Origin of the sequence: Pediococcus acidilactici (assembly GCA_024970065.1) — a bacterium.
GTDB classification, from domain to species: Bacteria; Bacillota; Bacilli; order Lactobacillales; family Lactobacillaceae; genus Pediococcus; species Pediococcus acidilactici_A.
In genome coordinates this window covers 1,627,831-1,652,669 of the sequence record CP103908.1, presented here as the reverse complement: position 1 = coordinate 1,652,669, position 24,839 = coordinate 1,627,831, and the positions used below count along the sequence as shown (strand labels likewise).

The 24,839-nt window shown below is 42.1% G+C and carries 24 protein-coding genes; 18 read left to right on the top strand and 6 right to left on the bottom strand.

Annotation, left to right across the window (positions count from 1 at the left end; translation table 11 throughout):
* Positions 1-14 precede the first annotated feature (14 nt).
* From dltC to NYR25_07940, 3 genes are all read left to right on the top strand, one after another.
* Positions 15-257, top strand: coding sequence for a D-alanine--poly(phosphoribitol) ligase subunit DltC (gene dltC / locus NYR25_07950; protein UWF33506.1), 243 nt, complete (start codon positions 15-17; stop codon positions 255-257).
* A 10-nt stretch (positions 258-267) separates the two neighbouring features.
* Positions 268-1,536 carry a D-alanyl-lipoteichoic acid biosynthesis protein DltD gene (dltD, locus tag NYR25_07945; GenBank protein UWF34729.1) on the top strand — a complete coding sequence of 423 codons (1,269 nt, stop codon included), beginning with the start codon at positions 268-270 and terminating at the stop codon, positions 1,534-1,536.
* Between the two features lie 184 nt (positions 1,537-1,720).
* Positions 1,721-2,551, top strand: a complete 831-nt coding sequence (locus NYR25_07940; GenBank protein UWF33505.1) for a YitT family protein — start codon at positions 1,721-1,723, stop codon at positions 2,549-2,551.
* A gap of 540 nt (positions 2,552-3,091) precedes the next feature.
* Here the strand turns inward: NYR25_07940 and NYR25_07935 are convergent.
* Positions 3,092-4,951: an FAD/NAD(P)-binding protein gene (locus tag NYR25_07935; protein UWF33504.1), complete on the bottom strand. Its 1,860-nt coding sequence runs from the start codon at positions 4,949-4,951 to the stop codon at positions 3,092-3,094.
* Positions 4,952-5,210: 259 nt separating this feature from the next.
* Here NYR25_07935 and NYR25_07930 point away from each other — a divergent pair, with 259 nt between their 5' ends.
* Positions 5,211-5,849: an HAD family hydrolase gene (locus tag NYR25_07930; protein UWF34728.1), complete on the top strand. Its 639-nt coding sequence runs from the start codon at positions 5,211-5,213 to the stop codon at positions 5,847-5,849.
* 116 nt (positions 5,850-5,965) lie between these two features.
* Here NYR25_07930 and NYR25_07925 read toward each other — a convergent pair whose 3' ends face one another.
* Positions 5,966-6,211, bottom strand: coding sequence for a hypothetical protein (locus NYR25_07925; GenBank protein UWF33503.1), 246 nt, complete (start codon positions 6,209-6,211; stop codon positions 5,966-5,968).
* 296 nt (positions 6,212-6,507) lie between these two features.
* Between NYR25_07925 and NYR25_07920 the strand changes: the two genes are divergently transcribed.
* From NYR25_07920 to NYR25_07895, 6 genes are all read left to right on the top strand, one after another.
* A complete protein-coding gene (locus NYR25_07920) occupies positions 6,508-7,080 on the top strand; it encodes a CPBP family intramembrane metalloprotease (GenBank protein UWF33502.1) in 573 nt (190 codons plus the stop codon).
* A gap of 18 nt (positions 7,081-7,098) precedes the next feature.
* Entirely contained in the window at positions 7,099-8,439 is a 1,341-nt protein-coding gene (locus tag NYR25_07915; GenBank protein ID UWF33501.1) for an MATE family efflux transporter, read from the top strand.
* A gap of 71 nt (positions 8,440-8,510) precedes the next feature.
* The gene (locus tag NYR25_07910) at positions 8,511-9,053 is read left to right on the top strand and encodes a hypothetical protein (protein UWF33500.1); all 543 of its coding nucleotides are present in this window, start codon (positions 8,511-8,513) and stop codon (positions 9,051-9,053) included.
* Positions 9,054-9,196: 143 nt separating this feature from the next.
* Entirely contained in the window at positions 9,197-9,724 is a 528-nt protein-coding gene (locus tag NYR25_07905) for a hypothetical protein (GenBank protein UWF33499.1), read from the top strand.
* A gap of 293 nt (positions 9,725-10,017) precedes the next feature.
* Positions 10,018-10,749 carry a hypothetical protein gene (locus NYR25_07900; protein UWF33498.1) on the top strand — a complete coding sequence of 244 codons (732 nt, stop codon included), beginning with the start codon at positions 10,018-10,020 and terminating at the stop codon, positions 10,747-10,749.
* A 497-nt stretch (positions 10,750-11,246) separates the two neighbouring features.
* The gene (locus tag NYR25_07895; protein ID UWF33497.1) at positions 11,247-12,071 is read left to right on the top strand and encodes a hypothetical protein; all 825 of its coding nucleotides are present in this window, start codon (positions 11,247-11,249) and stop codon (positions 12,069-12,071) included.
* A gap of 137 nt (positions 12,072-12,208) precedes the next feature.
* Here the strand turns inward: NYR25_07895 and NYR25_07890 are convergent, their stop codons facing one another.
* The 3 genes from NYR25_07890 to NYR25_07880 all read right to left on the bottom strand — a co-directional run bounded on the left by NYR25_07890 (position 12,209) and on the right by NYR25_07880 (position 15,988).
* Positions 12,209-13,174 carry an ROK family protein gene (locus tag NYR25_07890; GenBank protein UWF33496.1) on the bottom strand — a complete coding sequence of 322 codons (966 nt, stop codon included), beginning with the start codon at positions 13,172-13,174 and terminating at the stop codon, positions 12,209-12,211.
* Positions 13,175-13,823: 649 nt separating this feature from the next.
* Positions 13,824-14,636, bottom strand: a complete 813-nt coding sequence (gene yidA / locus NYR25_07885) for a sugar-phosphatase (GenBank protein UWF33495.1) — start codon at positions 14,634-14,636, stop codon at positions 13,824-13,826.
* Between the two features lie 11 nt (positions 14,637-14,647).
* Positions 14,648-15,988, bottom strand: a complete 1,341-nt coding sequence (locus tag NYR25_07880; protein UWF33494.1) for an HD domain-containing protein — start codon at positions 15,986-15,988, stop codon at positions 14,648-14,650.
* 158 nt (positions 15,989-16,146) lie between these two features.
* On the opposite strand from NYR25_07880, the gene NYR25_07875 reads away from it, so the two are divergent.
* The 6 genes from NYR25_07875 to NYR25_07850 all read left to right on the top strand — a co-directional run bounded on the left by NYR25_07875 (position 16,147) and on the right by NYR25_07850 (position 22,096).
* Entirely contained in the window at positions 16,147-16,584 is a 438-nt protein-coding gene (locus tag NYR25_07875) for a DUF1934 domain-containing protein (protein ID UWF33493.1), read from the top strand.
* 44 nt (positions 16,585-16,628) lie between these two features.
* Positions 16,629-17,165 carry a DNA-directed RNA polymerase subunit delta gene (rpoE, locus tag NYR25_07870; protein ID UWF33492.1) on the top strand — a complete coding sequence of 179 codons (537 nt, stop codon included), beginning with the start codon at positions 16,629-16,631 and terminating at the stop codon, positions 17,163-17,165.
* Between the two features lie 212 nt (positions 17,166-17,377).
* Positions 17,378-18,982 (top strand): CTP synthase, encoded by a 1,605-nt coding sequence (locus NYR25_07865; protein UWF33491.1) that lies wholly within the window; start codon positions 17,378-17,380, stop codon positions 18,980-18,982.
* Between the two features lie 194 nt (positions 18,983-19,176).
* A complete protein-coding gene (locus tag NYR25_07860; GenBank protein UWF33490.1) occupies positions 19,177-20,448 on the top strand; it encodes a UDP-N-acetylglucosamine 1-carboxyvinyltransferase in 1,272 nt (423 codons plus the stop codon).
* Between the two features lie 27 nt (positions 20,449-20,475).
* A complete protein-coding gene (gene rho, locus NYR25_07855; protein UWF33489.1) occupies positions 20,476-21,750 on the top strand; it encodes a transcription termination factor Rho in 1,275 nt (424 codons plus the stop codon).
* 100 nt (positions 21,751-21,850) lie between these two features.
* Positions 21,851-22,096 carry a type B 50S ribosomal protein L31 gene (locus NYR25_07850; GenBank protein ID UWF33488.1) on the top strand — a complete coding sequence of 82 codons (246 nt, stop codon included), beginning with the start codon at positions 21,851-21,853 and terminating at the stop codon, positions 22,094-22,096.
* 95 nt (positions 22,097-22,191) lie between these two features.
* Here the strand turns inward: NYR25_07850 and NYR25_07845 are convergent, their stop codons facing one another.
* Positions 22,192-23,418 (bottom strand): multidrug efflux MFS transporter, encoded by a 1,227-nt coding sequence (locus tag NYR25_07845; protein ID UWF33487.1) that lies wholly within the window; start codon positions 23,416-23,418, stop codon positions 22,192-22,194.
* 77 nt (positions 23,419-23,495) lie between these two features.
* Between NYR25_07845 and NYR25_07840 the strand changes: the two genes are divergently transcribed.
* The gene (locus NYR25_07840) at positions 23,496-24,185 is read left to right on the top strand and encodes a class A sortase (protein UWF33486.1); all 690 of its coding nucleotides are present in this window, start codon (positions 23,496-23,498) and stop codon (positions 24,183-24,185) included.
* Positions 24,186-24,255: 70 nt separating this feature from the next.
* Entirely contained in the window at positions 24,256-24,837 is a 582-nt protein-coding gene (locus NYR25_07835) for a LemA family protein (protein UWF33485.1), read from the top strand.
* Positions 24,838-24,839 lie beyond the last annotated feature (2 nt).

Here is a 24,839-nt window from a genome sequence, read left to right as displayed (position 1 = left end):
AGATTGAATAAATTATGGACGTAAAAGAAACGGTTTTAAATATTTTGACAGATTTGATTGGTACTGACGTAAGTGACAGTATGGACGATAACCTTTTTGATGCTGGTTTATTGGATTCAATGGGGACGGTTCAATTATTGTTACAATTACAAACCGAGTTAGGGATTGAAGTTCCCGTATCTGAATTTGAACGTAGCGAATGGGATACCCCAAACAAAATTATTGCAAAAGTAAAGGAACTCCAAGCTCGTGGCTAAAAGGTTATGGATGATTTTTGGTCCCGTTTTAGCAGCTGCGCTGATTTTAATCGGACTTTTATTTTCCCCATTCAAAATAAATAAGATTAACTCAGCCGTTGAGCAAAAGGCTGCTACAGCATTATCACCGGACACGCTCAAGGGAGACGCTGTTAAACGGGCCGCCTTAGGAAACGGGGATTACGTTCCCTTTTTTGGGTCATCAGAACTTTCCCGGTTTGACTTAGCCCATCCATCCGTAATGGCGGAAAAGTATGATTGGGATTTCCGCCCATTTTTACTGGGGGCACCGGGGACCCAATCGTTGACCCATTATTTTGAGATGCAGGGGATTAATTCCCAATTGAAAAATAAAAAGGCCGTTTTCGTGATTTCGCCCCAGTGGTTTGTTAGAAAAGGGGCCGACCCACACGCCTTTGCGTTTTACTTCTCGCAATTACAGGCCGTTAACTTCTTGGAAAACCAGACTGGAAAAACGAGTGAACGTTACGCCGCTAAGCGTTTGTTGACCATGTTAGACGATCGTAGCAATAGCACTAACCGGCAAGTGGTTGCTGCTTTGCAACGGGTGGCAGATGGCCAACAAGTAACGTCAGGACAACGGACTTACTTGAAGTATTACAAACGGTTGTTAGCTCACGAAGACCAACTTTTCTCCCCACTTAGTTTACGGGGAACAAATCAGGATCACATTAACCGACAGGTAGAGGCACTACCTAACAGCCCGTCGGATGGGATGATTCAGCAAGCATTAACTCGCCAAGCTAAACGGCAAACGTCGAATAACCAGTTTGGAATTCAAAATCAGTTCTATAACAAACGGTTGAAGAAACGGATTGCTGCTTTCGAAGGGATGCAGAAGCACTATGACTATACGCAATCGCCAGAATTCGCTGATTTTCAGTTAGTTTTGGATCAATTTGCAAAGAATCATACCCAAGTAATGTTTATTATTCCACCAGTTAACCAAAAGTGGGCCGATTACGTGGGCTTATCCCAAGAAATGCTTCGCGGATTTGACCAAAAAATTAATTACCAATTGCAAAGCCAAGGATTTAAGCAAATCCTCGATTTATCTCGCGATGGTGGTAAGAAATACTTTATGCAGGATACGATTCATTTGGGTTGGTACGGCTGGTACGTCGTTGACCAAAACGTCAAGAACTTTGTTGACCAACCAAGTCAACCAACCCATTATCAAATTAAGCACCAATTCTTTGACGAAGAGTGGCAGCAATTGAAACCTTCTGATTTAAAATCTTATATCAAGCATAATTAATAACTTTTAGGTATAATAGAAGGAGAATCGGAGATGGGGAGCCAAACGTCGCGACTTTGAAAATTGATTTTGAAATCTACAACTGCCGAGCCTTGGGCAAAATTGTGAGAACGGAATTGGAAGCTAGTCGAGCGTTTTCCCACTCTTTTTAGGACAACTAATTTAGGGGAACGGGGGAAGATAGATGCGCGAAAAAAGCTTTCGATTAATCAGCCAATTTGCCATCATGCTAGTTGCATTAGAAGTTCTAGCAATTAGTATTAACATGTTTTACGCACCACATAACGTGGCCGCGGGTGGTGCGACGGGGATTTCAATTTTGTTAGAAGACGCGTTTGGCTGGAACCGGGCACTGATTGTCTTTATCATCAACGTGGCAATGCTGTTAGCTTCATATTTTACGTTGGGAAAACAGACCACGGCCCGAATTACGGTGGGAAGTTTGCTATTACCAGTTTGTATGGCGATTACGCCAAGCTTAAGTTTGGTATCGGATCGCACGCTGGCAGTAATTGTTGGAGGCGCGCTATACGCAGTTGGAGTGGCGCTGTTATACCAAATTGATGCTTCTAGTGGTGGAACTACGGTACCGCCGTTGATTTTAAAAAAGTACTTTAACTTTAAGACTTCGGTCAGTTTGCTGGTCCTTGATACGATTGTTTGTCTGATGAATATCTTTAGTTCGGGAATGGAAGCTTTCATTCTAGCGCTATTTTCATCGGTGATCACGCTGTTAGTGATGAATTATATTGAGACCGGGATTGACCGGAAGAAGAGTGTTTACATTATGAGTAGTCGACTTAGTGAAGTCGAGGAAATTATCTCGGAGTCGTTGGATCAAAGTTACACGAGTTTGAACGTACAAGGGGGATTCTCGGGAGATAACCGCCGAATGCTAATGCTGGTGGTGGAAAATGCTGAGTATCATCGCATTATTGAAAGAATTAGGGAAATTGACCCAAAAGCGTTCATTTTAACGACTAACGTGGCGGAGATCCATGGGGGACAGTATTAGAGTGTTTTCAGCCCCGGGCAGCTTCGGAGGATTAACAGAATTGGGGACTAATTGCGGATTTGGCAATTGGTCCCCAATTTGGTTAACCGGAGGAAGTTGGGGATGAAAACACGTTTCGACTACGCGGCCGAAAAGCGCCGGAATTAAGGGGATTAATCGTGATTTTGGCGATTGATCCCCTTAATTTGGTTAGCCGGAGAGGGCTGGGTTACAAAACCCGTTTCGACTACGCGGCAAAAAAGCGCCGAAATTAAGGGGATTAATCGTGATTTTGGCGATTGGTCCCCTTAATTTGGTTAACCGGAGGAAGTTGGGGCTGAAAACACGTTTCGACTATGCGGCCGAAAAGCGCCGAAATTAAGGGGATTAATCGTGATTTTGGCGATTGGTCCCCAATTTGGTTAACCGGAGGAAGTTGGGACTGAAAACACGTTTCGACTACGCGGCAAAAAAACGTATAACGATCAATAAAGTAAAAAAAGGACCTAGGATTTCAATCAGAAATCCTAGGTCCCTTTTTAATATTAGAAAAGTTCCAGTTTATTCAGCAAATACCTGAGCCGCAATCCGGTCGGCAATTCGAAGACGAACGTCGTTAACTCCTGGAATGGGAGCACCGTTAGTTAACCAGTGGCGTTTTTCAGTAGGAAGTCCCCAAACAAAGAAATGGGGAACCACGTTGCCATTTTGGTCTATTAATTCGGCGGTATCATCCGTAACGTCTAGGGCCCCGGTTGAATAACTAGTGCCGTCGTGAAGTTGCAAAGTGAAGATGCGAGCCAATCCCTGCCGCAGTAAATTGTTTACTAGCGGATTGGTGTTATTAGCGGCGTTAGGCTGTGGAAGACGACCTTCAATTAAGACGTTGCCAACATAGCGCTGGTGATCCGCCAGCCGGTTAGAGTAGGTCACAAATTGGTTATCGTCAGTTTCGACTTTCATATCTGGGCCAATAAGGGTTAAGACTCCCGCCTTGATAAGGGCCAGAATCTGCTCAATTCGAAATGCTGGTGGACCCACCGCTAAGAAACTGTTTAAGGAATTGAAATGCTTAAGCACTTGTTCCACATAGTCGTCAGCGCTAATTAGACGATAGGTAACCACTTTCCGGATGTTAGTACGCAATTCACGCAGCTTCTCGATTGCGCTTGTAAATGGGGCGGTTAAGTTACCCTCGTTTGCTAAGTCAACATCTTGTTGCAAGTAGGACTTAATAAACTGGGTAAAACCGGCCGCATCGTTAACATCTTTAGGAATGGGGTTTTTCCATTCTTCCCAATTGAGCCGGTCTTTAGCGGCAATTCCGTAGCTATCTAAAATTTTCTTAAACCCGTTTGTGCTAGCAGCTAAGTCAGCTTCAAAAGCCTGCAGATCAATTTCCGGATAGTTGTTTTTGGCAATGGTTACGTAATAAGTCAACTCGACATCCCACTGGATTCGGTTAATAAATTCAGTTCCGCTAATGACTTGATGGGTGCGTACCAAATCGTCGACAAATTGGTCACTTAAGAAGTAGCGTGGAAAAGTTTCTCCCACGGCCTTTTGGTCTAACCCCCGAGCATGGTAAGGCAGTCCCCGACGTGAACTAGCGTAGATGGTTGGTTCATCACCAGAGCGACTGTAAGTTAAGTTACCATGTTCGTTACGTTGAAAAGTGCCACCCCGGCGTTCTGTAAGTTCTGCAAGGTAGTCAATGAAACTCAAGCCTAACCCGCGAATAATTACGTGGTCACTAGCAGCAACGTCATCAACGTCCATTTCAGCAGGATATGCAATGGGCACGTATTTTAACTGGTGGGTGGTAGCAAAGTGTTGTAACTGCCGTTCTTCATCACTTAATGGATTATTGCCTTCCCCTAAAGCAGCCGAAACGACGTCTACGCTATAAGCTGCATCCTCGGTAATTACGACGTACTGGTGCTCGTGTTTTTGGACGTTGGTTACCCATTCGGAATGGGTGGTTACGGCAAAATTATCCGGTAAATGGTTAATGATTTGTTCATAAAACCATTGCTGATAAATACCGAAGAGTGCCCGCGAACTGTAAGAATGCTTATTTAAGTTTGCTAATTCGTTTAAGAGCAATTTTTGGTGCCGATACTGGTGCTCTTCGATGAAGCTTTGTCCCTCATTAAGCGCCCAGTCAAGTAAGCTTGGTCCTACGTGAACTGGGCCAGCCATTTCAACGGATTGATCCGTATATAAGGTAATTTTTTCCGCTAAGGAATTCATTTTAAGTTCGTGATTTTGGTCAGGATTCCAAACCCGACCGCCAATGCCAAAGGGATCAAATAGTTCGATTTCAACCTTGGCTGAGTAATTGGTGTTAATCCCCCAACAAACTAAACGTTCGAGGGCCATTAGATTGCGCGGACCCGCGCCGATTAAAGCAATTTTCATATTGTCCACCCCGTTTATTTTTCATCTTTATCATAGCATAATAACGAATGCTTGCGGCGTGGGTTTCTAGGAACGCGGCAAGATGCGGTTTGAAAAAATAGGGTAATTATATAAAAAAATGAAATCGAATACATCTTTTTTGCTCAATCTATTAAATAAAATGTAAAAAAAGTGGCTTTGAAGGCGATTTCCTCTTTTTATCTAAAGGGAAACGGCGTAGTATAGGTGTAAAATCACATTGAGTGAAAGGATAACGATGATGTATAAAGTAGTATTTTTTGATTTAGACAACACCTTGTTAAAAACGGAAGATGCTTCAGTGGCGGCATTGAGCTATGCTTTGAAACAAGACGGCGTGACGGTTACGCCAGAGGCGATTATTAGTTTGATGGGAATCCCTGGTTTAGAGATGGCTAAACAACTTGGCGCTCCCAACCCAGAAAAAACCATCGAAATCTTTAACCAACAAATTGGTAAAGAAGTGGACTTAATCAAACCGTACGATGGAATTGAAGCAATGTTTGCCGGCTTGCGGGACCGCGGAATCGAATACGGAATCGTAACTTCTAAGCTAAAACGGGTTTTTGACGATGAAATGAAGCATTTCCCTAAGATACGGCAAATCAAGCGGGTGGTCTTTTCCGACGATACGAAAAAGCATAAGCCTAATCCAGATCCAATCCAGTTTGGAATCAAAAAATACTTTGCGGGAATAAATTTGAAGGATGTCTTATATGTAGGAGATTCGTTATTTGACATGCAAGCAGCACACGCAGCAGGCGTGGATTTTGCTAATGCCGGATGGGGTGCAATTCCAACCAATGACTTCTCCGCAGCAGAATACGTTTTACAAAAGCCTGAACAACTTTTAGACGTCGTGCAACAAGTAAAGAAATAGATTTGAAATTAAATGGACGACTTAGTGGCAGATTAATGAACGGCAACTAAAAAGTCCTGAAAAAAGAGGTTGAGAAAATTAATTGAATTTTCTCAACCTCTGTTGTTTATCTAGTTTTACATTGAAGGTACCAACCAGTCGTTTTCTAACAAGTGGTGAAATTGCTTAGTGATCGGTAGCCACAGTTTGTTGTTGATGATGTCCTTTAAGCACTGCCAAAATAACGGGTCGCGTGCTTGGCGGGCGGTGGGGTAAACAAATATGTATTCACCGGTCCGTGTCCGGGCTTTGATCTTATTATTTTCGTGTCCGATAAGCTGAACTTCCAAATACTCGTGCATATTCGGATCGTTGATAATCATTACGCATCATCCTCCCTCACTTCTATAAGGCTACCACGAGGAAGCCAAAGTGGGGCAAAATTTGCTCATAATTTAGCACATCTTAAATAAAAAAATATTTTCTTAAATATATCAAACTTAGTGGAGTTATTAATTGCATTTTAAAGATAAAGCGACTATCATCTTTCAAGCTGAATAACTCAACTAAGGCTAAGGAGGAGTTTCTTCTGAAAGGTCTTAATGTTATTAAAAATTGTCTGTTCTTAGTTTTACTCTTTGCGATGGACCAAGTGATTTCTTTACCGCAGGTGGCGGCAATGCATATTCACGATACCCATCCAATTGTGCACGTACTTTTGGTAGTGGTGTACACGCTAACTACTTTAGCAGTAATAATCTTCTTGATTCAGTTTTACCGCTACAAAGTGCGCAAGAATCATAGCACGTTTGCTAATTACCCGTTGAACAGCAAGCGCTTTCGGATTATGTTATTAATGGTTGCTTTATGGTTTTTATTTATGCTCTTGCAAACGTGGTACGTGTCCTACTTTAACATTGGTACTTCGGAGAACCAATCGACCATTGAGCAATTACTACGGGATACACCGATATGGACGTGGATTGATGCAGTACTGGTCGCTCCGGTTATCGAAGAGTTGATCTTCCGGGGCCTCTTTTTTGAGTTCTTTTTTACTAAAGACACCCGGCTAGTACGTACAATCGGCGTGGTGGTAAATGGGGCATTGTTCGGTGGTTTGCACGACCTTGGCGCTAGTTTTCCTATTTACGCAATCATGGGAATGTTGCTAGCGATCACCTATTTATGGACTAAGGATCTCAAATACAGCATTACGTTACACATCTTAAATAATTTTATTTCATTTTTATAACGGCTACGGAGGATTAGTATGGATAGTATTTTAACTAAAGGAAGCCCAATTAAGGGAATTATCTTATTCAGTATTCCGCTGCTTTTAGGTAATATTTTCCAACAAATTTACACGCTCTCTGACACTTTGATCGTTGGTCGAGTAGTCGGGGTACAAGCCTTAGCTGCGGTGGGAGCCACCAGTGGATTGACTTTTTTGATCATTGGTTTTGCACAAGGGATGACGACCGGATTGTCAATCATTACCGCCCAGCATTATGGGGCGGGAAATTTGAGGGCGGTCAAGCAAAGCTTTGCGACCAGTATTTGGATTTGTGGTGGGTTAGTTCTGGTACTTACGCCCCTGAGCGTTTGGGCCACCCGCCCGTTGCTACAGCTGATGCAAACACCGGCTAACATTATTGACGGCGCCGCCATTTTCTTGTCCATTATCTTTGGCGGACTAGTGGCAACGATGTTTTTTAACTTATTTTCTAATATGCTTCGGGCACTGGGAAATAGTCGTCTGCCACTAATTTTCTTGGTGATTGCTTGTATTATCAACGTGGTTTTGGACATTGTTTTAATCGTCTTCATGCACGTTGGAATCGCTGGTGCGGGAATTGCTACAGTCACGGCGCAATTAATTTCTTGTTTTCTATGTTGGTTTTATATCAAAGCTCGGGTCCCAGCGTTATCGCTAGAATGGCGCGAGATCACGACTAACTGGGCGTTAATCAAGGAACAAATTCGCATTGGCTTGCCAATGGGATTTCAGGCGTCAATCATTGCAATTGGTTCCATTATTCTACAAATTTCGTTGAACCATTTAGGTTCATCGGCGATTGCGGCTTACACCGCTGCCGGAAAGGTTGACCAGTTGGCGACCCAGCCAATGATGTCGCTGGGAATTACAATGGCAACTTTTACCGCACAAAACTTTGGAGCTAAGCAATATAAACGGATTTTAAAGGGAATCCGCCAAGCATTAACTACGTCGATTAGTTACGGTTTCGTAATGGGAATCCTGATTATTTTAAATAGTCGAACGCTAGTTAACCTGTTTATCGGGAACTCAGAGCAACACATTACTAATTTAGCACACCAATATTTTGTGATTGTCAGCATGAGCTACTTTCTTTTGGCAATCCTGTTTATCGTGCGGTATACCTTACAAGGATTTGGGAAGAGTATGGCACCTACGTTGGCAGGGGTCGCGGAGTTGCTCTCTCGAATGCTGGTTGGAATTTGGGTAGTTCCTGCCTTTGGCTTTATCGGAGCTTGTACGGCAAATCCTTTGGCATGGCTAGGTTCTAACTTAGTATTAATCTGGTCTTACGTACAAGTTGTTCGGCAATTAAGGCGAGATACAAAGGCATAAAGTGGCTTTTAAACGCGGAGACACTATAATGAAGTTAATGGATGGTTATTGTAGAGAAGGGGGTTTGGTTAATGATTTTTACGTATGATGTGTTAAAGGATGTTATCAGCACTGGTAAGCCAATAATTATTAATGAACAAAGTCAAATTAAAAAATTAGCAACCGACAAAATTGCCGCAATTAAGTTCGTTTCTAAAATCAAAAATGAACATGAGTACTACTGTTTTTTGGAGTTAAATCCAGGGAAGGGCATTGTGTTTTCTTCGGATGGCAATAGCTTTGACGGCTTTAGCGTTTTTCAAATTCCGTTAAGTGAATTTTATTTTGACGTTGATGTTGATAAGGGCGTGATTGGAATCGAAGATGGCGTTGGGAACGAAACCGACTTCTTAGATTTGTTTACGGGCCCGTCAATTGGCGAATTTAGCCGGAAGTACCACAATGCTAGTGACGAAGAAATTATGGCCGGTACTACGTATGCAATGACCGACCGTTACTTGGGGGATTATTTAGGATTTGAGGGAAAAGATGCCCAAAAACTCAACCTAACGCTTCTACGTTTTTTGATGGCGGTATATTTTGACCAAAACCCTGCTAGCAAACCAACTAAGTAACGGCAAAAAACACTCCGAAAGCTATAAAAATCAGTAATTAAAAAACATATTTTACATTAAGATTACAACGGTTGATTTTTCAAATGCGCGGAGTATAATTTCTTCTGTTCCACTATTTATGGTTATTTTTTGGAGGAAGAAAAATGATTTTTAAATATGATGTTTTATCTAAAGTAATGCAAGAAGATAAAACGATTGAAATCAATAAAGACAGCTGCATCAAAAAAATTGCGGGATTAAACGGAGTGGAATACGACGTTCGGAGCAGCAACCGGCACGATTACTTCGTCTTTTTACCGTTAAACGATGATGAAGGCCTAGTTATCAGCACCGATAACCATACCGAGCTGGGATTTGAGCTGTTAAGAACTCCTAAGAAAGAATTTTTCTTAAGCGTGAACACCAATATTAATCTAGTGGATTACTATGATGGTCCGGGAACCCAGACGGACTTCCCCGACGTGCTTGAACAAGAAGAACTAGACCAAAACTACAATCGTTGTTATGGTGCAAGTGACCAAGCGTTGAAGGAAACCAAATTGTATCAACAAGTGGATAATTGTGTAAGCAAATATTTACGGGTGGATGCAAAGTTAGAAGAAAAGTTAAACTTAGTAATTATGCGGCTCGCCTTTTTGGCACATAGTCAACGGCAACATGCGGTGGCTTAGGCTGCATAGTAGTTTGTAAGAACTAAAATACTCCAAGACTGATAAAGACGGATTTTTGTCGATCAGGGCTTGGGGTATTTTTTTAACCTAAATTATGCAACTTGTATAGTTTCGAATGTGCTTCGTTGAGGTGTTTAGATTGAAGCAATAAGTCGGATAAATTATTAAGACAGGTAAGTAGCTCATCCAAACGCGGGTAGACATGCATTAGAAATATGTTTATACTTGTTATAGTTAACGGCGTCAAATTGATTTATAAATAATCGTCGGACGAAATGAAGGAGTAATTGTCAATGAAAGTCGAACCGAACGTAGTCATTACCGAATTTATTGTGAATATGGATAATATTTTTCGCCTCTACGAAAATCATAATGTAGATGTTGCGGAACAGGTTCAAGATCAAGCCGCTTCACTGGCTCGGTTTAAGGTGCCTTTCTACGTGTTGACTAACGGTCCGGATGCTAAAGATGATGGAGACTTACACGTCGTACATTTAGATCTTTTCAATTATTATCCGAAATTAACCCTCTACTTTTACCGCTTTTTAATGGCCTATGATTTTTTACAAGCTCATCCAGAGATTGAAAAAGCGGCTTTGACTGACGCGAAAGATGTAACCATGTTAAATTATCCCTTTGATGAAGTTGAAGACGGCATTTTATACATTGGTGACGAATGGAAAAGACTAGGGGACGTCGATATTGTGGCTAATAATGCTTCACCGCAATACATGAAAGAATTTAGTGCTAAAAATGCCTTACGCACACTTTTAAACATCGGAGTGATTGTTGGAACACGGGAAGTATTAATGGAATATTTAGGAATTATGGTGAAATTAATTACTGACGAACAGGTGAAAATCCAGGAAGGCGATGACCGTGCAGGGCTTGGTCCGTTTGAAATGGAAATTGGCAATTACGTAGCGTACCAGTATTTTCCAGATCGTTTGGTTCATGGACGAAAAGTTACGACCATTTTTAAGGGATTTCAAGAACAAAGTAGTGCATGGTTTAAGCATAAATAGAAAAAATCATTAGGTGGAAGTTTTTGTCTACAAGTAATTATGAAATTAAAACATCCGGAATGTGGCAAACGAAAAAAATCTTTTGGGTTCACCGGCTTTTTGGAGAAATGGGGACGATAACTTCAATTTTGCTGTATTGAGGGTCACTAATTGACTTTGTGTAGGAGCATGCCTTTTTTCAATTATGGAAAAAATATTTTAATTACGCAAAGGGCCATTATTTCCAAGCGGATATAACAGAAGACAATCCTTAACCAGTAATTATGACCTGAATTTTACGTTTACTGGGTTAGTAGATGTAAAGCAATGAACGAGTTGCTGATTAAGATTTTAGACATAAACAACCCGTACTAGTTAAACCCGAGCGGATTTTGCTAGAAAACTAAAATGCATAGAATAAATTGTCACTGAGTAATTTAGTTGGAGTTACTTGTTTAAGTAAAACCACGCGGATTTTTGGTTTGGGATATTGAAATAAGTACGATTAAGGAGGAAGTGTGTTGAAAATTGACGAATTTAGAAAATTTATTTGTGACAAGATATGGTTTTGGCAACTAGAAGATCGGGACGCTATCTGGGACCGCGGTGTACTTTATATGGGGGACGGTGTAGATAAGGGGTACGGTTTTACAACACTCATTTTTAAAGAAGATGGTAGTATAAGCGTACCTACTAAAGTGGGGTTTATACCTCCAGAAGGCCACTACTGGGATTTCGATGAAGAAACTCAACAACTTCTTTTTTATGACCAAAACAGAAACCAAGTAAATTCGGCAGTTTTAGTGGATTCGGGAATGTACGGGGCTAACGAAATTGAATTTAGCGGTAAAACCTCGGTATTAATCAATTTCCCTAATTATGATTTAAAAGAAGAACGGCCAATCCCTCAAAATTTTTTCTTTGTGCCGAAAAAGAACTTTGAGATAGGCTTGCAACGAATTCTAACTCGGAAGGGTTATGAGATTTATCCAGTGAGTGAAGATCTTGCCCTAATTCCTTTTTTAAATGCGACCTACGAATGTTTAGCCAAGCATTCTGAGGTGGGAAACGTAGTTATTTCGCAAAAGGGTGAAATAGTAGATGATTTTCTTGTAGAAACGTTAACGTCAGGCGGATTATTAATGGCTGATGAGCAAGGGAAACCATCACTAACTTATTGTGCAGGCAGTCGAGAACTAATTATGGAACTATTAATTACGATTTTAACTGAGAATAATAAGCGACAATTAAATCCTGAAGATCATCGTACGGAAGAAGATTTGATCGAACAGATTATCACTGCACGTTTTGAAGGACGGTATAAGCTTAGGATAGTTAACTGAATATAAAAACGCCTTAAGTTTTCTAATGGTACATAGATCAGAAAACTTAAGGCGTTTTTATTTATCGTAAATAAATGTCTAGGTTAAGAAAACTTGTAAATGAGGATGATTACCTACTTTACAGAACCGGTCAACAACTATTGTTCCGTTGTTGGGGTTTGAGACTCTAAATTATCAACGTAATTTTTAAAATCAAACTGGGATAATGCAAAGTAATAGGCGCCGTAAAGGTCGGTATCTTGCTTGAAGACGGAGGTTTCAACATTCGGCATGTGTAACGTTTCTTTTAAGAGTGAGAAATTATCCCGAATGACCTGAAGTTGATGGTTAATTTCAGGAACTAAAATGCTTTGGGTGCTAATCCGGCCGCAAATCACGTATTTATTTAAATCGAGCACTGCCTGGGTATTAGAAATCATGTAAGCGACGTTGCGACAGTATTCGTTGAAAAGTTCGCGTGCGTTAGCTTCCCCGTTTTCAATCGCTTTGAAAACTTTGGTGTCGTCGTTCGGATCGGAAAGCTGCAAAACGTTACCAATCTTTTGAACCATTTTGGTAGCAGAACAAGCGTTGAACATAATTTGCGATGGTGAAGGGGCGTCAGCTTGTGGATTAGCCAAAATCATACCTAAAGCGCCAGCTTCTAGATGGTTACCGGTAAAAATATGATCGTTTAAAATAATGCCAGCTTCCACGCCATCATCCAGGATTAAGGCCGCACCATTATGAATACCTCGTAAGTTGCCGTTCCAATGTGCTGCAGTTGCCGCGCAAATACCTACGCTTTGCATAGCTACGGGAAGGTCGTAACGGGCCGCAATGATTTTGCCCAAACTTAGCCCATGAAGAAGTGGGAGGGAACCACCTTGGTAGATAATTCCATCCGTTTGATCCACTTGCCCTGGAACGCTGATTCCAATGCCATAAATGTTTTTTTGGTTTTCTTCGACAATGTTATAAATTGCTTTTAGAAAATTATCAATGTTATCAGTAGGGGTGGGCACGCTTTTGCGCACTTTTAGTTCACCCTGATCGTTAAAGAGTGCATACCGAATTGCTGATTCATTGATTGCGATGCTCAATTGTTCCGTGTTATTCATCATAATCATTCCTTCGTGTACATTAATTATACATAGTTTGAGAACGATTTCAATGTTAGGAATCAAAAAGGGGGTAAACCCCCGTTTTTTTATTAACAGTCATTATGTTAATACTGCTAAAGTTTTTTGCTCATTTTTATTAACAGATAAAGTAAGTAAATCGTAAAGATGGACAAAATTATAAAAGAAAGTAGGCCAAAAATACCATTTTGTCCTAATGGAGTGAAGGTTTTAAGCGCCATCACGGCTAGGTTAGCAATTATATAGATGACCAGAACTTTTTTTAAAAATTGTGAGCTATGGTTCATTAAGCGGACCTCCCTTCGTTTATAAGCCGGTTTAAGTTTCTCCACACGACCAGTAATAAAAGTTGATTATATAATAACCTAGTTTGGCAATTATTAGGAAGGTTTTTCAAGGAAAGGTAAATTATGCCGTTTGCTTCCGCTATTACCTACCTAACTAAATAAGGGAACCAATCGCTCAACCCGCGATTAATTCCCTAATTCCGTAGTTTTTTTGTAGCGTAGCCGAAACGCGCTCAGCCCCCCAGCCCTCTGCGGCTAACCAAATTAGGGAACTAATCGCCCAACCCGCGATTAATTCCCTAATTCCGTTAGTCCTCAAGAGCTACCCGGGGTGCGGAGCGCTCTTATTTATTAATCACAAACTTCCTAATTGCCTTTGCCACACCACTTTCATTATTGTTTGCCGTGATGAATTGGGCATTTTCCTTTACCTCGTCAATCCCATTTTCCATCGCGACCCCTATTCCGGCCGTCTTAATCATTGACAAGTCGTTTCCTTGGTCACCGATTGCCATTACTTGGTCAAGACTGAGATGCAAGCGTTCCGCCAATTCCTTGACCGCATTGCCCTTGCTGACGTTTTTAGGCATTAATTCAATAAAGTAGGGTTCGCTTTGAACCACGCTAAATTCATCTTGGAAACGATTGAAGATTTGGTCACGGGCCTTACTTAAAACCTTCGGGTCGTCGATAAACATTACCTTAGGCATTTCTAGGTCCGGATTCATTTCTTCAACACTGCGGTACCGCAAGCCCATTTCTACTAAGAAACTTTCTCCAACCGTGTACTGGCTAATATTTTTGTTGGCAGTGTAGATATGGTTCTTGCCATCCACATGGAAATGAACGCCCACTTGGCGACTGAAGGCTTCGGCAGCTAGGTAGTCTTGGAAACTTAAGGTGTGTTTAATTAAAATTTCCCCATTAATGGTCTGAGCAAGCCCGCCGTTATAAGTAATGGCGTATTCCTTTTCGTTTTGGAGCTCAAGTTGGGCTAAGTAGCGCTGAATCCCGGTGATGGGGCGTCCGGTACACAAAACAATGTTAACGCCCATCTTAGAAGCCGCATTGATGGCGGCAATGTTTTCTTCGGTTAGTTGTTTATTATCGTTTAATAGGGTGCCATCTAAGTCGATGGCTACTAGCTTAATACTCATTGGTAATCCTCCTAATTGATGATGCCGTTTTTAATGTGCGATTGAAATGCTTCAAAGGTAGCCGAGAATAAATTTTCGGTATTGTTGGTGAGCATTTCCTTTGGGAAATAGAACCGCTCGTCGCTTGAAACCTTACCCGAAATGGCCCGAACTAAATCACTAGCTGTGGAAAGTTCTACTAGGGAACCGTCGGCTTGCATTAATTCAATTTGGGTCCGAGGTTTTTGCGATGTAGGGTCATAAGCATCGTACGGTAGATCGTAGCTATCATTTTCGGCGGTATAGTATTCCGCGTCAAAACCAGCCGCGGCCACAAGCTGTTTTAATTCAGGTAAAAGCGCCCGAGTCTGGTTACTAATTCGTGCCGATTTAAACGGAATTCGGTTCAAAAACCGGTTGGCTAAATCATTTAAAATGGGGTCTTCCGCATCTTCCCATTGTAAGAAGTAGGTGTTAAGTACCCCGTCGTCTAATTTTAAATAGTCATCTAAAGTGAACTGTTTATTGAAAAAAGGCATTAAAAACTGCGGGGCCTGTTGCCAAGGCGTGGTTGAATTTAGGTATAGCTGATGGGCCCGCGCAAGCAAATGTCCGAGAATAACTTCCATGGAGCGTGAAACGGAGTGGAAGTAAACCTGAACGTACATTTGAAAACGGCTGACGATAAAGTCCTCAACCGCGTGAATTCCGCTAATTTGAAAAGCAATCCCCTTCGAGTAGGGGCGCATCACCCGTAAAATGCGGGTTAAATCAAACGTACCATAGTTTGTGCCGGTGTAATACGAATCCCGTAGTAGATAGTCCATCCGGTCGGCGTCGATTTGGCTGGAAATCAATTGCACCACCTGAGGATTCGGGTAGTCATGACTGATTACGGCAGCAACCTGGGTCGGAAAATCCGGACTGATTTGCCGTAAAACCTGGTTAACTTCCGTAGTCGGGTCCGTGATGATCTGGGTAGTAATTTGTTCGTGATTGGTGTGGAAAATGTGCTCAAACGTGTGTGAATAAGCACCGTGACCAATGTCGTGTAATAACGCTGCGCAAAGGGTCACTAAACGCTCCTCCTTACGCCATAAACCATCGTTAGGACGTTTGGAAAGGTAATTTCGTTCAAAGTTTTCAACAATGCGCCGGGCCACTTCGTAACAACCCAAGGAATGTGAAAAACGGGTGTGTTCCGCGCCGTGAAAAACGAATGAAGTAGTTCCTAACTGATGAATGCGGCGAAGCCGTTGGAATTCTTTTGTGTTAATCAGATCCAAAATTACTTGGTCTTGGACGTAAACGTAATCATGGATCGGGTCACGAAAAACTTTTTCCATCGGCAGGCGCTGATTTTTAAGGGCCATGATGCCACCTTCCTGATTTTTATTAAATAAATCCTTTACTTAGAATTATACTAGTTTTCGCTAAAGCTTGTAAAAGTTGAACGGTAGAATAGTACATTTATATGTAAAATGAATTATAATTGGCATGGTAATAAAGTGAAAGGAAGAGGAGCATTCAAATGGCACTAGATAATGGAATTCCAATTGCGATCCATTTAGAAACGTTTATTGAACAAGAAGGCGAAAAGAATCACCTAGTTTTCGATGAACCAGGGCAAGTATTTCAAATGGGCAATTCAATTTACTTACGGTACCAAGAAGTTGACGAAAAAAGCGGGCAGAAGATTCCGGTTACCATGAAAATTGACGGAGAGGGAACGGTCTTATTAACCCGGGTTGCGGAAAGTGAGATGCGACTACGGTTTGCTAGTGGAAAACGGATTGAAGCGCGCTACCGCACCCCATACGGACTGTTCCCAATTGAGACCGTTACGCCCCTGCTGGACGTGCAGCTACAAAACGAACCACTAGCGGGTCAAGTAAACATTGATTACCAACTTTTAGCGGGCAAACAGTTGATTGGTAACTATAAAATCCGATTGCAATTTACGGCCTGAGTGTAGTATCATTAAGGACAGACTGTGGAAAGGACGTGCACCAGTTGGAATTAGAAATTTTTAAGGGTCAAAACAAAGACGAACTCTCGATGATCGAAGTTGCTCACGCCATCTTAGCTAAGAATGGTGAACCAATGGCATTCGTTGATTTAGCTAATGCAGTTCAAAATTACTTGGAAAAGACGGACGAAGAGTTTCGGAATCGGTTATCGCAATTTTACACTGATTTAAATATTGACGGCAGTTTTATTTCCCTTGGTGAAAACACCTGGGGACTTCGGACATGGTACCCATTTGAATCAATTGATGAAGCCCTAATTCACACTGAAGAAGAAGACGAAGATCGTCCGGTACGTAAAAAACGTAAACGGGTCAACGCCTTTCTGGCTGACGCCGCCGATGATGACGACGTAATTGATTACGATGCGGATGACCCAGAAGACGAAGACGTTACCGCCGCTGACGATGCGGATGCCGATGATCCAACTTATGAGGATTTATCTAGCGATGATGATAACGACACGCTTCCTGACGGTATTGAAGGTCAATTAACAGAATTAAATGATGATGAAGAAGAGTAAATTATCAGCTTGACTTATGGTTGATTACTCGGTATTATATTTTTTGGGCTCCGGTAAACCTGATTGGGTTTAGCGGACAATGAACGGTTAATACCCCCTATTCATGGAATAGGGGGTATTTTTATTGTTGGGTGAGGGTTACCCGATGATAAAATCCGCTTTCAGGTTTCCTATAGTTAACCAGTTAGAAATGTTAGAAAAGGAGAGTTTTGATGACCAAATATATTTTCGTTACAGGTGGAGTGGTTTCATCTTTAGGAAAGGGGATTGTTGCAGCTTCCTTAGCACGGTTATTAAAGAATCGGGGCTTGAAGGTAACAATTCAAAAGTTTGATCCATACATTAACGTTGATCCAGGAACAATGAGTCCGTACCAACATGGGGAAGTTTTTGTTACCGATGACGGTACAGAAACGGACTTGGATTTAGGACATTATGAACGTTTTATTGATATTAACTTAAATAAGTATTCTAACGTTACCACTGGAAAAATTTATTCGGAAGTATTGCGTAAGGAACGCCATGGAGATTACCTTGGCGCAACTGTCCAAGTAATTCCACACATTACCGATGCAATCAAAGAAAAGATTATGCGTGCCGGAACCGTTACGGATTCGGATATCGTCATTACCGAAATTGGTGGAACGGTTGGGGATATTGAATCCTTGCCATTCCTAGAAGCAATTCGGCAAATGCGGAGCCAAGCGGGTGCTCAAAACGTATTTTACATTCACACTACCCTGGTACCTTACCTTAAGGCAGCTGGTGAAATGAAAACTAAGCCAACCCAACATAGTGTTAAAGAATTACGTGGGTTAGGAATCCAACCAAACATGTTGGTAGTGCGTACCGAAGAAGACATTACGGATAGCATGCGTTCAAAGATTGCTGCCTTCTGTGATGTTGAGCCTGAAGCGGTAATCGAGTCTAAAGACGTAGCTAGTTTGTACGAAATTCCGTTGAATTTGAAACGCCAAAAGATGGACGAAATTGTCGTTAAGCACTTTGGTTTAGACGTACCAGAAGCGGACATGGCTAAGTGGGCAGACCTCGTTGATCACGTAAACAACCGCCTTGACCACACGATTAACATCGCGTTGGTTGGTAAGTACGTTGCTTTGCAAGATGCCTACATTTCGGTTAACGAAGCCTTGAAACACGCGGGCTACGTTGTGAATGCGGACATTAAGATTACGAAGTTTGATTCAGAAAAGATTACTAAAGAAAACGTCGCTGAATTAATGGCTGGCCAAGACGGAATCATCGTGCCAGGAGGCTTCGGAGACCGGGGTATTGAAGGAATGATCGACGCAATTCAATACGCTCGGGAAAACGACGTGCCGTTCTTAGGAATTTGCTTGGGAATGCAAATGGCCAGCGTAGAATTTGCGCGTAACGTATTGGGTTACCAAGACGCCAACTCTGCGGAAATGGATCCTAATACACCACACAACATCATTGACCTAATGGCGGACCAAGAAGACGTGGAAGACTTAGGGGGAACCCAACGGCTAGGATTGTATCCATGCAAGTTGAAGGAAGGTACCGTTGCGGCTCGGGCGTACGATAATCAAGAATTGATTCAAGAACGTCACCGGCACCGCTTTGAATTCAACAACCAATACCGTGCGGAAATGGAAGCTAAGGGGTTGGTATTCTCAGGTACTTCACCAGATAACCACCTCGTAGAAGTGATTGAAATTCCTGACAAGCGCTTCTTCGTTGCTTCGCAGTACCACCCTGAATTCCTTTCCCGGCCACAACGTCCGGAAGGATTATTCAAGGCATTTATTGCGGCTGCTAATCAAAGTAAATAATTAGTTTTTTATTACTATTTCTAACGAGGTCGGAACCTATTTTCCGGCCTCGTTTTACATAAGGATGTTTGAGTTTTTTTAATAGGTGAAGGCTTGTGGTTGTATTTTTGCAACAAATTATTTATGATTGAAGTTGACTGTAAAATACATTCCTTAGTTTTAAGTACTTTAAGTTCATTATGTGAGGAAAAACCATGAAAAAAATGATAATCAAGGGTGGACAGCGACTGACTGGAGAAGTGTCCATTGGCGGAGCAAAAAATAGTACGGTTGCTCTAATACCGGCGGCCATTTTAGCGGACACCCCAGTGCGGTTCGATTCGGTACCCGATATACTTGACGTCCATAACTTAATGATTATTCTTGAATCAATGAATGTTCATTCAACCTTTAAAGATGGCGTGATGGAAATCGACCCGACGGAAATTGTCGAAAACCCACTACCAAGTAAAGCGATTAAAAGTTTACGAGCTTCATACTACTTTATGGGCTCGCTTCTAGGACGCTTCAAGCGTTCCACCGTGACTTTCCCAGGTGGGGATAATATTGGCCCAAGACCAATTGATCAACACATTAAGGGATTCAAGGCATTAGGAGCAAACGTTACTGAAGATGAGGACACGGTTTACATTTCTGCTTACGAGCGGGGATTACACGGAGCCCACATCTTTTTAGACGTGGTTTCTGTAGGGGCCACCATCAACGTAATTTTAGCGGCGGTGAAGGCCCAGGGAGTTACCACGATCGAAAATGCAGCTCGGGAACCTGAAATCATTGACCTAGCCATGTTCTTAAACAACATGGGGGCTAAGATTCGGGGCGCCGGGACGGATGTGATTCGAATTGAAGGGGTCGATAAATTAGTTTCTACCGCGACCCACACCATTATTCCAGATCGGATCGAGGCTGGTACATACTTATCGTTAGCAGCTGCCGTAGGAGACGGAATTTTAGTTAACAACATCATTCCGGAACATCTAGAGTCGTTCACTTCCAAGATGATTGAATTGGGAGTTGATTTGAAAATTGACGGGGATAAGATTTACGTCCCTAAGGTTACGGGAATGCGAGGAATTGAAGTTAACACCAACCCGTTCCCTGGATTTGCGACGGACTTACAGCAACCTTTGACCGCTTCGCTTTTAAAGGCGCAAGGACAAAGCGTAGTTAATGACCATATTTATCCTGAACGGGTAAAGCACGTTGCGGAATTGCAAAAGATGGGTGCAAACATTAAACACGCCGATGGGGTAATTTACGTAGATTATACCGACCAATTATTTGGTGCCCAAGTTGAAGCAGGCGAAATTCGTGCTGGTGCCTGCTTAATGATTGCGGCGTTCATGGCTGAAGGGACTACCACCATTACGAAAGCCGACAACATCTTGCGCGGTTATGACAGCTTGGTGAAGAAATTGACCAAACTGGGTGCTGACGTGGAAATTACCACGGACCAAGCGCTTTAGAATTAACAATTAGGAGAGTTAATATTCATGGATAAATTTTTAACGATGAATGATTTACAAGAAATGACTCTCAAAGAAATTTATAACCTTGCACGCGAATACAAGATTTCATACTACAGCCAGATGAACAAGAAGGAGTTGTCACTGGCTGTTTTGCGTGCTCAGGCCAAAAAGCAGTCATTTGTTGAGATGGAGGGAGTCCTCGATATTATTGGCAACGAAGGCTACGGCTTTCTTCGACCAATTAATTACGGCTCTTCCCAAGAAGATATCTATATTTCAGCTTCCCAGATCACCCGCTTTGGTTTGCGAAACGGCGATTTAGTGGGTGGCGAAGCCCGCCATCCGCGGCCAGGTGAACGTTATTACGGATTAATGCGGGTGACTTCGGTTAATAATAAGGATCCCGAAGAAGCTAAGCAACGGCCACATTTTCCAGCGCTAACGCCGATTTATCCTAACCAACAATTAAACTTAGCAACGACGCCCGATGTGCTATCGACGCGGTTAGTGGATCTATTTTCCCCAATTGGGTTTGGTCAACGAGGTCTGGTAGTAGCACCGCCTAAAGCTGGAAAAACCACCCTTTTGAAAGCAATTGCTAACGGAATTAGCAAAAATCACCCGGACGCTAAGTTAATCGTCTTGTTGATTGACGAACGGCCTGAAGAAGTAACCGATTTAGAACGTTCCATTGATGGCGAAGTGGTTTACTCAACTTTTGACCAGGAACCACGGAACCATACGCGAGTTTCCGAATTGGTCTTGCAACGGGCGATGCGGTTGGTTGAAGATAAGCAAGACGTGGTAATTTTGCTAGATTCAATTACTCGTTTGACCCGGGCATATAACTTAGTTACGGCACCTAGTGGGCGCACACTATCGGGTGGGGTGGATCCGGCCTCCTTCTATAAACCAAAGAAATTCTTTGGGGCAGCCCGCAACATTGAAGAGGGCGGCTCTTTGACCATCATCGGTACCGCACTAGTAGATACGGGTAGCCGGATGGACGACGTAATTTATGAAGAATTTAAGGGAACCGGAAATTCCGAATTGGTACTTTCCCGTAATTTAGCGGAACGAAGGGTCTTTCCTGCTCTTGATATTCGGCAATCGGGAACCCGCAAGGAAGAATTGATGATTCCACAAGACGTTCTCGAACAGTTATGGAATATTCGCCGATCCATGCGTGGCGACGCGCTAGAATATACCGAACAAATTTTACAATTAATGAAAAACACCAAGAATAACGACGAATTTATTGCTAATTTGAAAAATCTCAATTTTGGTAAAAAGTCTTAATTGAGGTTGTTTGAACGGATAATCTATGCTATTATTGTGGTCGTTGGTTTTATAATAACTATGATTCAGCAAATGATTCATGGCAAAGGAGCGTAATATCATGAAAAAAGGAATTCATCCAGATTACCATCCAGTTGTATTCCAAGATTCAGCAACTGGGTTCAAGTTTTTATCAGGTTCAACTGCATCATCTTCTGAAACAATCAAGTGGGAAGACGGTAACGAATACCCATTGATCCGGGTTGAAATTACTTCAGATTCTCACCCATTCTACACTGGCCGTCAAAAGTTCCAACAAGCCGACGGTACGGTTGCGAAGTTCAACAAGAAATACGGTTTGGCTTAATCATAGGTCAAATGGTAAAACAAAAAGAGCTAATCCATCATGGATTAGCTCTTTTTATTTTGTCGTGGTAATTAGTTCCTGAAATCTAGGGATAGTTAAGCAACGGACCGGCCGTTTAACCACCGGAAGAGGAGGAAATTGATTAATACCAGTACGGAAGTGGCAATGAAAACCGCGTTGTAATCAAACAATCCCGAAACTGCTGAACCTAATAACGGACCGATCATGTTGCCTAACGCCTGAAAAGATTGGTTCCAACTGAAAATTCGTCCGGTGACTTCCGGAGGGGTTCGCTTAGATAAAATACTTTGTACCGCTGGTAACATAGCGCCATCCGAGATGCCGATAAAGAAACGGAAAACGCCTAACCAGAATACTGAAGGCACGAACGCCATCGGTACGTAAAGGACCATTGCAAATAGGAAGGCGACCGATAAAATTTTCTCGGTTCCAATCCGGTCACCGAGTTCACCCAGTCGGGGAGCAGCAAGCATATTGGCAATCCCGGGGATGGCGGCGATTAAACCGGCAACCATGGTAACTCCGGCACCGTTATGCATCAGCTCCTTAACGTACAAACTAATAATTGGGGCGATGGAATTATTCGAAGCCTGAATAATCATGGTGGTGATAAACATCCCAAAAACTGCTTGCGGCCGGTTTAATTTATGGACCACGTCCTTAGCGGTGAGGGAACCTTCCGTACTTTCAATTGGTACAAAGTGTTCGTGAACTAAGAACAAACTAAGGAAGAATACGATTAATAATAGTGCTCCGGTAATGAAAAAGGTGATACGATAAGAGAAGATGGAGGCCAACGCCCCGCCGACTAGGGGACCTAAAAGGGATCCCGATACGGGTCCAGTCGATAGGAAACCGAGTGCGTATCCGCTTTTTTCTTTCGGGGTTTCCGTTGCAATTAAGGCGTTTGCGTTGCTGATGTAACCAGCAAAGACCCCTTGCAACAACCGGAGGCCGATTAGTTGGTAGACGTTTTGGACTAATCCCATCGCACCTAATACAAATGCCATACCAAGGGAAGCCCGTAAGATCATTAGCTTCCGGCCACGTTTATCAGCAATCTTTCCCCAGATTGGTGAAATGATGGCTAGAACTAAAAAGGTTGAGGAATAAGTTAGTCCACTGTATAGTGATAATTGAGATTTCGAGAAATTGCCGAGTGTATTGACATAGAGGGATAAAAAAGGCATAATCTCACTAAATGCGATACCGGCAATAAACGTTCCGAACCACAGTACAAAGAGGTTTTGCTGCCATGGTTCGCGTTTTTTTCTAGCTCGTCCTTCTCGATGAGAAAACATCTAAAAGCCTTCTTTCTAAAAAAGATATACCTTTATACAATACCATAAAAATAAAATATATATTGGAGATCTAAAAGATGAATAGTAAGTTAAAAAAATTGCTTAGTTCAATTGCGTTAACACTAGTGGTTATTTTTAGTTTAGCACTAATTTTTAATCGACAGATCAAAACCTGGATGGTATCACAATATAATCCAACCGTCAGTGAAAAGGTAGTTACTAAGAACGAAAAGAAGAAGGCAAATTTTGATTTTTCAAAGGTTAAGTCACTCGATTGGCAAACGGTGATTAAGGCGCGTGCTTCGGAAAAAAGGATTAAGGTAATTGGCGAGATTGCCTACCCTGACGTTGGAATTCACCTTCCAATTGGAAAGGGAGTCGACAACTTGACGTTAGCGTTGGCAGCTGGAACGCTTAAGGAAAATGAAAAGATGGGCGAAGGAAATTACGCCTTGGCTGGTCACCACATGATTGATAAAAAAGTCCTGTTTGGGCCATTATATTGGAAAGCCAAGGTAGGCCAAAAGGTATATTTGACGGATGAAAAAAATATTTATGAATACCAAGTAACAACCCGGAAATTCATTGAGGCCACGGACGTCCAGGTGATTGACGACGTAAAAGACCAGAAGTTACTCACGCTAGTTACTTGTGATGCAACTGGCGCAGGTCGATTAATGATTCGGGGGAAACTAGTTAAAAAAATGAACCACCAAGATGCCCCAGCAAGCGTACAAAAACTATTTTCACGGCAGTTTAACCGCTAATTTAGTGGCTTTTTGGTGACAGTCTGCTACTATTAAGGTAATCAGGCAACTTTGAAAGGAATGGATAATAATGAGTGGAATGGTCATTGGGATTATTATTGTAGCAATTTTAGTGGTGGCAATTGTTTTGATGTATAACGGGCTGGTAAAGGCGCGCACATATACCCAAGAATCTTGGAGTCAAATTAACGTTCAACTAAAACGGCGGAACGACTTGATTCCTAATTTAGTAAACACGGTTAAGGGATACGCAACCCACGAAAAGGAAACTTTGAGTAAGGTAGTGGAATTGCGTAACCAATTGGTTGACCAAACAAAGGTAGCGGACCCGTCAACTGCCCAACGGCAAGCGGCAATGCAAACTTCTAATCAGTTAAGTGATACTTTAAAAAGTATTTTTGCGCTTTCGGAAAATTATCCTGACCTAAAGGCTAACCAAGAATTTAACAAGTTAATGGAAGAATTGACGAATACTGAAAATAAAATTGCGTATTCTCGTCAACTATATAACTCAAGTGTGGCTAGTTATAACATTAAATTACAATCCTTCCCAAGCAACTTAGTCGCGGGAATCGGTGGCTTTAAGGCGGTTGACTACCTTCAAGTTCCCGAAGAAGAAACTGCTGCACCAAAAGTTTCTTTCGATAAATAACG